The organism is Metallibacterium scheffleri (genome assembly GCF_002077135.1).
Classification (GTDB): domain Bacteria; phylum Pseudomonadota; class Gammaproteobacteria; order Xanthomonadales; family Rhodanobacteraceae; genus Metallibacterium; species Metallibacterium scheffleri.
Window position 1 is genome coordinate 594797 of the sequence record NZ_LDOS01000001.1, and the last position, 11652, is coordinate 606448.

Consider the following 11652-nt stretch of genomic DNA (forward strand, 5'->3'; position numbering starts at 1 on the left):
TGCTGTGCGCGCCTCTTGAACAGCGGGTGCGAAGTCCGTGTCTATCTTCCGCGGATACGATTGCGTAAGCAGGTCGACTGTTGGTAAATATTCGGTGAGCACGTCGAGCAGTTACCGCCGCAAGATAGCGGCATAGTCGCGACGCAGCGGATACAGCCAGATGTCCTTGAAGGGCAGTGCCTGCTGGTGCGAGAGGCTTTTTTTTCCCGCGGCCGGTTGTCTTGCTGCGTGCGCTGCACGTTTTCCGCCATCCAGAATGCCCGAATCCCGCCACCCAGTATGCTCAGATACCACCACCCAAAATGCTGGTCCCCACCACCGGAAACGCCATCCGGCCGCGGCTGATGGGGCCATCAGCCACCCTTTGCGCTCCGGAATTGGCCACCCGCGCTGTCTGTCGCGAGAGTGGTAGTGATGACCCTTATAGGGTAGTATGCGCGGCGTGGAGAAACGCACCCCGCACCACTTGCTGGAAGGGATCAAGGCCGCCATCGCAGCTCGCGGCATCGACTGCTTCACCCGTTCTGCGCAGGATGGCGTCGTGAGTATGGGGTTGACGGCGGCTCAGGCCATCGCGGTACTGCTGGCGCTGGAGCGGGTGCATTTCTTCAAGTCCATGACCACTTACGCCGACCCTCGCGTGTGGCAGGACGTGTACCACGCGCCGACTCCGTGCGGGACGGCTTATGTGAAGTTCACCTTGCGCAAGGATGGCAGCGTGGTGATCTCGTTCAAGGAGCATCGACCATGACGCACTACTGCTTGCAATGCGATGACGGGACCAAGTTGGTCCATACACGGCGCGACTTGACGGTCCAGGTGCGTGGTCGCGAACGTGTGGTCACGAAGGTCTCGGGCTGGCACTGTCCGGTTTGTGGCGAGGTCGAGTTCGATCCAGGCGAAGGGCAACGCTACAGCGCGGCCGCGGAAGCCTTGGCGGCCGAAGAAGCCGTCATGCTGCGTAGTATCCGCAAGCGTCTGGGCCTGTCGCAGAAAGCCGCAGCCGAACTGACCGGCGGCGGTCACAATGCTTTCAGCCGCTACGAGCGCGGCGAGGCTCGCCCGATGCCGGCCGTGATCAACCTGTTCAGCCTGCTCGACCGACACCCCGAATTGCTTGGGGAATTGGCGGAAGCGCCTTCAAGAACCAACAGCCGGTGATCATGGGGCAGGGTTCCGGTGCTTGCGCGGTGTGTGACAGGTCTCTCCGCACGTGTCCAGAGAGACGATCCATGATGATCTCGAGCGTAATACGTTGGGCATGCGATGCGATTTACGCTGCTTCAGCCGGCATCCTCACCGCAACCAGACTGTGTCCCGGGCGGCGTCTGGTAGAACGGCCTGCGATGCGTCGTGGGTGCGCTTCGCGCGACGCAGGATCAACGCGGTTTCAGCGATGCGCCGCGCATCGGCTTTATCGAGCCTGCTTGCCGCAACAATCTCAGGAACGATCTTGTACAGCATGACACGCTTGATCTGGATGAGGCCAAGCGCATCGAGCGCAGGCTGGATCGCCTGCTCAAGCAGCTTGGATTTGTGCTTGCCGCGCTGCACCCTGCGCGCCTGTCGATAGGCAGCAAGCACCTGATTCTGGACGTGCAGGATCTCGGGTTGCGTGCAGCCTGCATGATCCGCAACGAAAGCCAGCGAGGGCAGATAGCAGACCGCCGCGCGCCGCAGCAGATTACGCAGCGCGACTTGAAGGCGGACGGAGCCGCGAAGACGGCTGCGCGGCGTCAGCGGAAGATAGTCGAAGTGTTGGCGCTGAACTTCGTTTTGACCGGTGTGCCTGCCATGTCGCAGCTCTGGATGTCGCGGCCTGAGATAAGAAGGCGTGCCCACGTGGTCTGGATGCGTCCATACGGCATCCACGACGAGGATGATCGAAAGCACTTTGTCAGCCTGCTGCGGTCGATCGAATCCGATTACCCGTTTGAACGGGGCGTTTTGCGCGCGTTGATCGAGGAGATTTTCCTTGAGACTGCGGGCATTGTCGGCGAACTGATACGGCTGGCCGACGACAGCCTGATGCGTGCCCAGCAGGGCGGCCGTTCAGAGATCACCGCCTCGGACATTCGTGCATCGTTCCACAACGATGCAGCGGGGCAGCGGATGTGGGAGGACGTCCGCATGTTCGAGGAACTGCGTGCTCCGGGATCACCGGCATATCTGCGCAAGCTGATCCAACCTTCGGCGCCCAAGCCGAGAAAAGGCCATGGCGAGGCAGCCCGCAATGCACCCTGAGCTGTGGTCGGTCTTACCGCCACTGGCATTGCGTCACGTGGCAACGACGAGGGTCGAGTCGCTTGATCACTATGTGCTGCGTCTGAGTGACGTCGTCGGGCTCAGAGGCTGTGAGTTTTTCGGTTGTCGGCGTGGGCGCGACGGCTGCTGATGCTGGACGTGGTCGCCTGCGCGTGCGGTCGAATGGCGCAGACGGTGCCCGTGATGGGTGTCGGTCTCCCGAACTTCGCGCTGGCTGAGCGCTTTGGGGCCATTTCTTGCCCTCTCATGCGGCCTGCGCCGCCATGGCGGACGGATCTGTCCCCCAACCGATGAGTTGCGGTGCCAGCGCGGCGGTGCGCAACAGGTTGTGCGCCAGCACGAACAGGCCCACCACCGAGCGGACCTTGGCCAAGCCACGCACGGGCATGCGCAGCAGGCCTCGGTTACGCGCCTGGGCGTTGACGCATTCGGCGGTTGCCGCGCGCTGCTTGTAGATGTCCCTGGCCTCGCTGCCGGCCATGCGCACGCGCCACTGGGCCACCGCCTCGGAGTCATCGGGCTTGGGTTGGTGCTTGTCCTGCGCGACCTCCTTGCCCTGCGCGTCCTGCTTCGTCCTGGGTTCTGGCACCGGCGCGTAGACCTTGGTCCTGCCGGCCACCGCATCGATCTGCTCGTGCGCGGGGAAGCCGCCATCGACCAGCCACTGCTCCGGGCTGCGCCCCAGGCGCTGCGCGACCTGCTCGACCATCGGCGCCAGTTGCGCCATGTCGCTGCCGGCGGTGACCACGTCCATGCCGACGATGACCTGTTCTTCGCAGGTGGTGGCAAACTGCACGTTGAACGCCGGACGGAAACCGCCGTCGCCCATCTTCATGACCCGCGCGTCGGCGTCGGTGGTGCTCGCTCTGGCGTCTTCGGCCCTGGAGCCGTTGCGCTTCTTGGCAGCGGCCACTTCAGGCAGTTGCTCCAGCGCCGCCTGGATGCGCGCTTCGCGCTCCCGGGCCGCGCGCAGCTTGGCCGCCTGCGCTTGCCGCCGGGCTTGACCCGGATCGGCCTGGGCCTGCGTCTTGATCGTCTGCACCAGCTCGCGGGCCTGGCTCAGGTGGTCGTCCAGGCTGGCTTGGCGGCGGAACGAGGCGGCACCCGCAGCGGCGCGAACGCGCATGCCGTCCTGCGCCACGCGCTGCAAGGTGATCGCACCCACCGCGGCCAGGGCGGCTACGTTATCCGTGAGCAGCTCGTCCATCAGCGCTTCGTTGCCCGCACGAAAATCATTGAGCGCGTGATAGTTCACCGACACGCCGCCGCAAATCCACCGGTACGCATCGTGCTCCAGGCTCAGCCGCGCCACTTCGCGGCCGCTGCCCACACCGTCCAGCGTGGCGTACAGCCACAGTGCGAACAGAATGCGCGGGTCGATCGCCGCACGACCGGCGTTGCTGCCGCGCGCCTTGACCGCCTCGATCAACCGACTCAGGTCCTGACGCTCGACGTAACCCCACACCAGTCGCGCCCGGTGGTCCTCGGGCAACAACGATTCCAGGTCCGAGGCGCGCAGCTCCACCTGCAAACGGTTGGGTTCGAGCAATCGCGGCGCGCCTTGCTCTCGCTGCATCGCCGCCTTGGCCTGCGCCTCCCGTACCTGGGCTTCGCTGGGCTCGGGCAGGTCCAGAAACAGGCCTGTCTGCGTCGCCGCCGGGTCATGCTCAGTGGATGTCGTCATGCTCGCTATCATGCCTGCCGCACAACCGTTTGGGTGGCTCAGAGAAAAACTCTCACCCTCTCAGTCCGGCGACGCTGTTGGATAGCGGCCTACAAACCGGAGATGCCGCCTCTTCGATGAAGGAGACCCAGTGGCCGGGACTGTCGCAGCGACTGGCACGTCGAATTCAGGCGATTGAAACCCTCACGGGCCAAACAAATCTGCGTTGCGGCACGTTGTGGGCTGTCTCCCGCGCAACGAACCTCCATGGCGTGTCGCAATTGAATTTGCCGCGTCGGTGGTGTCCAGTCTGCTATGCGGAGCAGAGCGCCGCGAGTGCCGCAGAACCGCTGGTCTGGTCGATGCGGGTGCTACAAACCTGCACAGTCCATGGCTGTGCGCTGGTCGATACATGCGGTGCCTGCGGTTCGGCTCAGCCAGACAAGGGTCCGCTGTCAACGCGACGGCATTGTCGCAAGTGTTGCGCGCCTCTAGGCTGGAATGCACGCCCGGCCCGGGATGAGCAGAGTCCGCTGGAGCGCTGGATCGACACCCAGATCGTGATGATCGTTCAGTACTGCGCCGACCCACAGAATCCGCTGTTGCCTGCAAACGGCTTCCACCGATTCTGCACCGCGCTCAGGCGCTTCCCGGAACGCTGGCAGCAATTGCCCACATCGCTGCGCACCGTGATGTGCACCCGGCCACGGTGCACACTGAAACCACCCGTGTTGGAAGTCCTCTTGGAAGTCGCGGCCATCCAGCACTGCGGGGTGATGGATCTGCTGACCGAGCCCGAGTGGGCAGTCCAAGCGCCGCTGTGGGCTGAAGGGCCTTTGGCGCGGGAGTCCACACACGCGATGCTGAGGCCTGAAGTGCCCATGCTGCGAATGAAGGCATTGCTGTCGCGCCTGCTGATCGGCAACACGGTTTCGTACTTGCCGCCCCTGGCTACGATTCTGGCGCGCGTCGACATCGACTTGGATCAAGCGAAGGATTCCTATCCGGAGCTCATAGCGCACTACCAGCAGCGTTACGCCGAGCAGGGAACGAGCGCACAGCTGCGCCGGCTGAGCATTGCCCTGGAGCGCGCATTGCTATCGCCGAGCCTGACCCGCAGCTTGGTGCCGACCCCTTCGCGTGTGGCGCAGGTGCGCCAGCAGCTCGCGCATACATGGCACCTCAAGGTGGCTGATGCGGGGCGCGTTTGTACGTCGGCGCTGGCGCTCAGCCGGCTGCCGGCTCCGCGTGCGTGATGTACTACACAGTCTGGCGTGCTGCGGTGCACGATGGCCCTTCTGAGACCACCGCAGTTTTCTGAACGCGTCGCTGCATTCTCATTTGCAATCTGTGCGCGGCACGACGGAAAAAGTGCTGTGGGGACAGTGGATTGGTGCAGTTCAACAGGTTAAGGTGCAGGCGACACCAAAGTCGGTACAGGGGGTTTCGACACCAAAGTCGGTGCATTCGGTACAAACTTTGGTGTTTCGACCACAAGTGGTCGAGAAACCATAGTCGGTACACGAAAGAAACCAAAGTCGGTGCATTTCCCCCGGTTTCTGCACAAACTATGGTTTTCCTGCACTGCAGCACGGCAGTTGCCGCCGCGATTTATCGCTACGCGCCCAGCGACCGGTCTCGGCCCCCCGAGTTCGACATATTTTTGTGCAAGGCATTGATCCGCCTATGTTCAGGCGATCGAAATTGGCACTACGGGGCGATGTCGAAGGGTTCTCTGGTCGGGATGTCGAGTTGAAGTTGGTCGAACAGGGCAAGCTGCTCGGGGCTCAGGTCGGTCAGGCCGCTGGCGGCACCCTGGCCGGCGATGCGCACCTGGTGGAGCTGGATGCGGCGGGCGATTTCGAGCGCGCGCTCGGGGGAGTAGTAACTGCCAGTGGACTTGAGCTGCATGCGCAGCACGCGGTACAGCACCAGCGCCATGAAGCAGATCAGGGCGTGGGCGCGGATGCGGTCGGGCAGGCGGTGGAACACCGGGGCGATCTCGATCTCGGACTTGAGCACCCGGAAGCCACGTTCGATGTCGGCCAGCGACTTGTAGCGCGCGATCACTTCGGCGGGATCGAGGTCCGTGGTGTTGGTCACCAGCAGCAGCTTGCCGTCGTTGAGTTCGGCGCGCTTGAGCGCGGCCTCGTCCTCGGTGTAGGCGAACCGGTCGGACTGCAGGTCGACCTTGATGATCGATCCCAGATGGGCGTCGCTGACGGCGCGGAACAGCCATGCCTTGGCGCCCGAGTCGCTCAGGCGCCGACCCTTGAAAGCGGCGCCGGCGTCCTGGGCGTCGAGCTTGCCGGCGCGCAGCTCGGCTTGCTGCGTCAGCGTCTCGATGGTCTGGCGCCGTGCGGCGCTCTGCTGTGCAGCCGCCTGCGGTTCGTGCGCCCAGACCAGGCGCAGACCCTGCCAGGACGTCTCGCCGATGACCTCGTCCTTGGCCTGCACGCAGTGCTCGGCCTGCACGGCGCCGAGGATCTCGTTGAACTCCCCATAGCGGCGACCCGGCACGGCCAGGATGAACTCCAGGGGTTGCGCCGTCTTGCCGATGCGCACCGTCTGCAGCCATTCCAGGTTGTCCAGGCTGAGCAGGCCGCGGTCGGCCACCAGCACGACGCGCTTGACCGGGTAGAGGGCCAGGATCTCGTCGATGACGGCATGCAGCGTCGGCGCCTCGGCCGTGTTGCCCGCCCACACGCGATGCGCAATGGGCAAGCCTTCGGCGGTCTGCACGACGCCGAGCATGACCTGCCGGCGGATGCCGCCGTCCTTGGACAGGCCGAACTGGCGAATCTCGCCGGGCACCTCACTCTGGCCCTCCATGCCGATCGTCGTCATGTCGTAGAACACGATCGACAGGTCCTGATCGACCAGCGGCCGCAGCACCGCCGCCAGGGTGCGCTGCATCGCCTCACTGCGCTCGGCCAGCGTGTCCATGGTGCGCAACAGCCGCTGGTGCGTGACCGAGGTGCTGTCGACTCCCGGCACCCGGGTGCCTTCGAGCCAGCGCAAGACGCCGAGCTTGGACGTGGCATCGCACAGCCGGTTGAAGACCATCACCCGGAGCAATCGCTCGGCATCGAAGGCGCCGTGAGCGTTGCGCAGCACCCGGCGAAACGCCTCGTCCCAGCCCAGCTTGTGCCACAGCGCGTGCAGCATCCACGTGTCGCCCACCGCCAGCGCCGGGGCAAAGCGCACCGAGGGCGCCTGCGGCTCCTCGCCGTCGATGACGCGGTGCAGACCGCGAATCAGGGCATCGGCCCCGCCGGTGCGGACCTGCTCCAGGCGACCCAGCGTGGCGACGACGCGCTGGCGGGAGACCCCGCGATCATCGCGGTACGCCTCCACGAGCTTGACGTAGCTGCGCGGACCGGAACGGGTGAGCTTGACGAACATGTCGCCACTCTACTGCACAAAATAACGCTACTGAGCATACTCTGCTAAATAACGTGTCACTACAGCATGGCCGCTTCGGACGAGCCAAAACCCTTGTCGCGACACACCTTCAGAGCAAAATCTCCGCTCGAAGATGTCGAACTTGGGCGCAGCAGATCCACCAGCCATCTGGCGTCCGTCGCCACCGGCAGTTGCAGGCGCAACTCGCTCGGCCACGTCAGCGCCAAGTCCGGCGGCGCGGCCGCCGGCTCCTTCCTCGGCGCGGTCCCATCACGCACCCGGATCGGGATCAGGCCAAGACCAGCACCCGGCGCGTCGTCGGCCTGAACCACGGCAGCGGTCGCCGCTTCCCTCCGCAGCCGCCGCTGCCAGCGCTGCAGCGTCGAGCGACCGATGCCACGCGCCGTGCAGTACGCCGTCCGGGTCATCCCGCTCGCTTCCAGATCCGCCAACCGCTGCTGCCACAACACCCGCTTCTGCACCTGACTCGTCATCACCACGCCCGCATCCGAAAACCAGGCGCGAGCGTGCAACAGCCAGACCGTCAAACAACAGGTGCCGCTGATGGACGCTTACTATCGATCTCCTGAACCGCATGGTCCGGGCCACCCATTTCGCCACTTGATACGATCCATATGCGCTCGGCTGGCGCGGCGTGCATATTGGTGTAGCAGAGCCACAGAAAGTAGCCACCCGCATCACCCTGTTGCTCGATCTGCCCTACGTGCAGTGCGCTCCTCACTTCATTCAGCGTGGTGTGCTCGAAGCGGGCACTGAAGACTCCCAGCGCGAAGCCTGCAGCAGGCTCACTGCGGAGCGTGGCACGGTACGGCATGACGCGCCAGGATGGGAGCACGGGTGGAGGCGTCTTTGCCGAGATCGGCGCAGGGGCACAAGCGAGCGACAGTAAGCATCCTGCGGCGAAGCTTGTTACGCCACGAGTCTTCTGGATCGAAGACTTTTCAGGTGCCACACGGTGACATCCGCAGGTACAACAACTGTTTGAACTCGGTCAAGATCTGCAGTGACATTCTTGTCCCCTTCGGTTACTTCACGCTATTGGCCAGTTTGGGGCTGCCGCATGACCCCGTGGCTTAACGTGCGGCGTGACAGTGTGCTGGATAAGTGCTGTCACGTGAATAATATTATAGATTCAGATCAGCTAAATAATCACTACGACGAATCAGTGCGCGACTATGCCTCCAAAGGGCAGGTTGAGCTGAGGCAGACCAGATCAACTTGGAATGACGCAAAACCTCGAATGTGTGGAAAGGAGGAGCGTGTTCCGCAACTACGATCAAGTGTCCATCCCGCAAGTCTTGAGTAAGCAGTCTCGCAACTCGGAATAAGCGATAAAACTTGTAGATAGCATCGGCGGCAATGACTGTAGCGATAAGCAAGATTATTTCGCGAATATCTGTTGGCACTGACCTTAACGGTCCGTGCGACATTCCGGATGTGACATTCATTAGCACAAGGATAAACCACGCGATAAAAAAGAACCTGATCCGGATATTTCTTTTGAGACGCTGCGCGGTCGCCGTTATTTCACTGAGTTCTTCCATGGTAAATGAACGAAGGACTGAGGTGCGACGAACCGTCGTTGGCTGTTTGCTGGTTTCGATGTTAGAGGTCGGCGGCGCAGTCTCTGTAATCTCGGCGGCAATGCGCTTCGGCGGGACCCTGTTATTTGCCTTAAGTATGAATCTTGAGCCTGGAAGCACTTCGATGCTTTCCAGAGCACTCTCGCACAATGAGGCTTTTTTAGGTATTCTAGATGGTGAATCTGACAAAGCCTCAAACCGCTCGACCACGCCGATTTCCAGATCAAGCCGCAGCAGTTTGCGCTGCTTTTTGATGTCGCGAAAGCTCAGAAATGCAAATGCTGGTAAAATATAGATGCCGCAGACTAGCAGTATCACGCTGACCACTTCGGCGATCAGTGTCGTGTGGCTTCCTGCGAACGCAATCAGACCTAAAACAAGGCACGTTGGTGATGCGGCAAGGAGAGCCGCCGGCAACCAGTATTGATTCCTGAATCGCTGCGCCTCCGAACGCAAGTAATTCATCTCGCCGGCGTCAAGCCTGCGCGTTCCAGCACTTCGCAAGCCCTTACACCAGCGCGCACGTAATGGAGCCGCCGCTTACACTCTCTCTCCTGCGGTTTGATCGATCTGCATTGTATGTTGTGGGTTCGAGATGGCGTCAGTGCGGTGAGCGGTAAGCTCGCACTCAATGTATCGTTGTTCTCGGCGACTCCAACCGCATCCACGCGGCCGGTGTGTAGCTGTAGTTCATATATCGCCAAGCTCGGGCAATGCCAATGTCATAGCCGTACGCAAGCTGCACCGAGACGACGTCCCGCGTACTGGCGCCAGGAACGTCCCGGAGGAGAATGGATGCAAAGGAAGCTGCTGCACTTTTCGGATCGGCTGGCCAGCGTCGCATCACCACCGACGCGCTGAGCATCGTGGTTTTGTGCATCACGCTGCCATTGAATGACGACCAGCGTGTACCCTCGTTCACCGAGGCCGAAACAACATGGCTCTGTGCGTCCAACGTCCGCCCCACCCGCAGGATAGGCGCCAAGAATGTGAGTCGCGACGCGATCCAGAGTCCACCCAGAGGGAGGACGAGACTCAGCGCAACGGCAACCGCAATCACGATTTTGTGCACGCGCCGCAGCGGCGTGGGAAGTGGTGCGGAGGCAGGGGCTTTGACGACGAATGCACCCGTGGCCAGATCGTGCACGGACTGCCGGGTCGGCAGGTTGAACAGCAGCAGGTAGAGAATGGAGAACCCAAGTCCAAAGACGAGGATCGACAGGACCATGGCGACCCATGGGATCATGCTGTCGGCGCCGAGCATGAGACCGTTCAGAAAATAGGGAACGAAGAAGATCGTGGACCGGAACAGCGCTTGCGCAAGGCTGAGCGCGTGTCCGCTGTGATCCACCACACGGATCCCAAGAAGACGTTTTCCGAGGGTACGGCCACCACCGACGCGGCTCTCTAGGACGCCGAAGTAGGCAACTGCAATGACAAAGCCCAGAAGCCGACCCCAAGGACCCAGTGCAGCCAAGCGCGCAAACGCGACGGCACCCAGCGCTATGCCGATGATCCCGAGAACGAGGCCATCGATGCAAAAAGCACCTAGCCGACGCCACGCACCTGAGTAGGCAACGGGCGCACCCGAACCACTACCCGACTGCGGTGCATCCGACATGACTTCCCCCTTGGAGTCAAATGTGCCGCACGATTATCGTTGGAGCCTATCTTCCCCGGCCATCACGCTGGGCACGTTACACAAAAATCAGTGCTGTAGCCAGTTGCGGCTGTGGGTCGACTGTGCACCTCGCTGAGAGACGGTCGCGAGACCCAGGATGAAACGGCCGCCCACGCCGGCTCTCGACGCCTACCTTGGCAAAAAACCAAGAGATAAGGATGATCCTCTCGATGGCGACTGCCCAATCGAACATGCTCCCACAGGTGTTACGGAAGAGAGTTCTGTGGCAGCCTTAAAGCATTTCGCAACTCTGTTGCGCCATGGACTTCAGCTCAAGCATCCTTCGGCGCAAGATTTGCGCATCGCCGCCCCACGACATGCTCTCGGCGTGAAGCGTTATCAAGGCGCCGACAACATTTTCCCGCCGACGAATTTTAGAGAACGCCGTGGCAAGCTCGTGAGCCAACTCCAATACGATATCCAGTCCTTGGGCAGTTTCATTTGTACGGAAGTCACTTTCCTCATGCACGTCATAGGGATCCGACAAGAGTGACAAGCCACACCGTAGGCGCTGCCAGTTCAGCAGGGCTGCAAACCAGAGGTCGTGCTCTTGGAACTCCCAATGCGTGATCTCATGCAACAGCAGATCGATCCTGCTGAGATGGGCTGCCTTGTGAGTATCGCTGCCAGAAATTGCCGCAAGCGGAATCGGATCATCCGACCCCGAACTCAGCAATGGCACCTCGTCCCAGTGCGCGCCAAGACCTCCGCCATGGTCGACGCTGTCACAAACTAGAAAATGCCTGTTACCCAGGTCGTCGCTAAGCGCCTGCAGCTCAAGCACATCATCAAGTCGTCCAACGCATTTCGAAAACTCCCGTAGCATGGCGGCCAAGAGCGCAGCATCGATACGGTCCTTTACCAAGTGGCCGGCGTTGAGCGCCTGGATGGTCAGTTCAATGACGAGGTCCTCAGCACAGTGAGGAAAAACTGGAAAGTCTGCGAGTGGCCGTTTCAATTTAAGTACCTCTTGGTGGACATTTTGGCTTCGACGCCAACTGAGCCGCCCCGGCTTTTGTAAAGGCTGGCTGGCG

General features: G+C 61.9%; 11 protein-coding genes. 4 read left to right on the forward strand and 7 right to left on the reverse strand.

Going from position 1 to position 11652, the window contains the following annotated elements:
- Positions 1–442: 442 nt before the first annotated feature.
- The 3 genes from Mschef_RS02675 (at position 443) to Mschef_RS02685 (ending at position 2244) form a co-directional block, all read left to right on the forward strand.
- Entirely contained in the window at positions 443–751 is a 309-nt protein-coding gene (locus Mschef_RS02675; protein ID WP_081126797.1) for a type II toxin-antitoxin system MqsR family toxin, read from the forward strand.
- Positions 748–1161, forward strand: coding sequence for a type II toxin-antitoxin system MqsA family antitoxin (locus tag Mschef_RS02680; RefSeq protein ID WP_081126276.1), 414 nt, complete (start codon positions 748–750; stop codon positions 1159–1161). The genes Mschef_RS02675 and Mschef_RS02680 overlap by 4 nt, the downstream gene beginning before the upstream one ends.
- A gap of 192 nt (positions 1162–1353) precedes the next feature.
- Positions 1354–2244, forward strand: a complete 891-nt coding sequence (locus tag Mschef_RS02685; protein WP_081126277.1) for a hypothetical protein — start codon at positions 1354–1356, stop codon at positions 2242–2244.
- A gap of 265 nt (positions 2245–2509) precedes the next feature.
- Here Mschef_RS02685 and Mschef_RS02690 read toward each other — a convergent pair whose 3' ends face one another.
- A complete protein-coding gene (locus Mschef_RS02690; RefSeq protein ID WP_081126278.1) occupies positions 2510–3949 on the reverse strand; it encodes an IS1182 family transposase in 1440 nt (479 codons plus the stop codon).
- Between the two features lie 116 nt (positions 3950–4065).
- Between Mschef_RS02690 and Mschef_RS02695 the strand changes: the two genes are divergently transcribed.
- Positions 4066–5184, forward strand: coding sequence for a TniQ family protein (locus Mschef_RS02695; protein ID WP_242426428.1), 1119 nt, complete (start codon positions 4066–4068; stop codon positions 5182–5184).
- Between the two features lie 454 nt (positions 5185–5638).
- Here Mschef_RS02695 and Mschef_RS02700 read toward each other — a convergent pair whose 3' ends face one another.
- The 6 genes from Mschef_RS02700 to Mschef_RS02715 all read right to left on the reverse strand — a co-directional run bounded on the left by Mschef_RS02700 (position 5639) and on the right by Mschef_RS02715 (position 11576).
- The gene (locus Mschef_RS02700; protein WP_081126280.1) at positions 5639–7333 is read right to left on the reverse strand and encodes an IS1634 family transposase; all 1695 of its coding nucleotides are present in this window, start codon (positions 7331–7333) and stop codon (positions 5639–5641) included.
- 59 nt (positions 7334–7392) lie between these two features.
- Positions 7393–7881, reverse strand: coding sequence for an IS66 family insertion sequence element accessory protein TnpA (gene tnpA, locus Mschef_RS02705; protein WP_136256613.1), 489 nt, complete (start codon positions 7879–7881; stop codon positions 7393–7395).
- Entirely contained in the window at positions 7878–8168 is a 291-nt protein-coding gene (locus Mschef_RS17045; protein WP_136256614.1) for a hypothetical protein, read from the reverse strand. Before Mschef_RS17045 ends, tnpA begins: the two co-directional genes overlap by 4 nt.
- A 310-nt stretch (positions 8169–8478) precedes the next feature.
- Positions 8479–9402, reverse strand: a complete 924-nt coding sequence (locus tag Mschef_RS17050; protein ID WP_136256615.1) for a hypothetical protein — start codon at positions 9400–9402, stop codon at positions 8479–8481.
- Between the two features lie 163 nt (positions 9403–9565).
- Positions 9566–10558, reverse strand: coding sequence for an RDD family protein (locus tag Mschef_RS02710; RefSeq protein ID WP_081126282.1), 993 nt, complete (start codon positions 10556–10558; stop codon positions 9566–9568).
- 292 nt (positions 10559–10850) lie between these two features.
- Positions 10851–11576 (reverse strand): hypothetical protein, encoded by a 726-nt coding sequence (locus tag Mschef_RS02715; RefSeq protein WP_081126283.1) that lies wholly within the window; start codon positions 11574–11576, stop codon positions 10851–10853.
- Positions 11577–11652 lie beyond the last annotated feature (76 nt).

Excerpts from the sequence above, each read along its gene's own strand:
- Mschef_RS02680 (WP_081126276.1), top strand. The coding sequence starts at position 748 with ATGACGCACTACTGCTTGCAATGCGATGACGGGACCAAGTTGGTCCAT.
- Mschef_RS02700 (WP_081126280.1), bottom strand. The coding sequence starts at position 7,333 with ATGTTCGTCAAGCTCACCCGTTCCGGTCCGCGCAGCTACGTCAAGCTC.
- Mschef_RS17050 (WP_136256615.1), bottom strand. The coding sequence starts at position 9,402 with ATGAATTACTTGCGTTCGGAGGCGCAGCGATTCAGGAATCAATACTGG.
- Mschef_RS02710 (WP_081126282.1), bottom strand. The coding sequence starts at position 10,558 with ATGTCGGATGCACCGCAGTCGGGTAGTGGTTCGGGTGCGCCCGTTGCC.
- Mschef_RS02690 (WP_081126278.1), bottom strand. The coding sequence starts at position 3,949 with ATGACGACATCCACTGAGCATGACCCGGCGGCGACGCAGACAGGCCTG.
- Mschef_RS02695 (WP_242426428.1), top strand. The coding sequence starts at position 4,066 with ATGAAGGAGACCCAGTGGCCGGGACTGTCGCAGCGACTGGCACGTCGA.
- Mschef_RS17045 (WP_136256614.1), bottom strand. The coding sequence starts at position 8,168 with ATGCCGTACCGTGCCACGCTCCGCAGTGAGCCTGCTGCAGGCTTCGCG.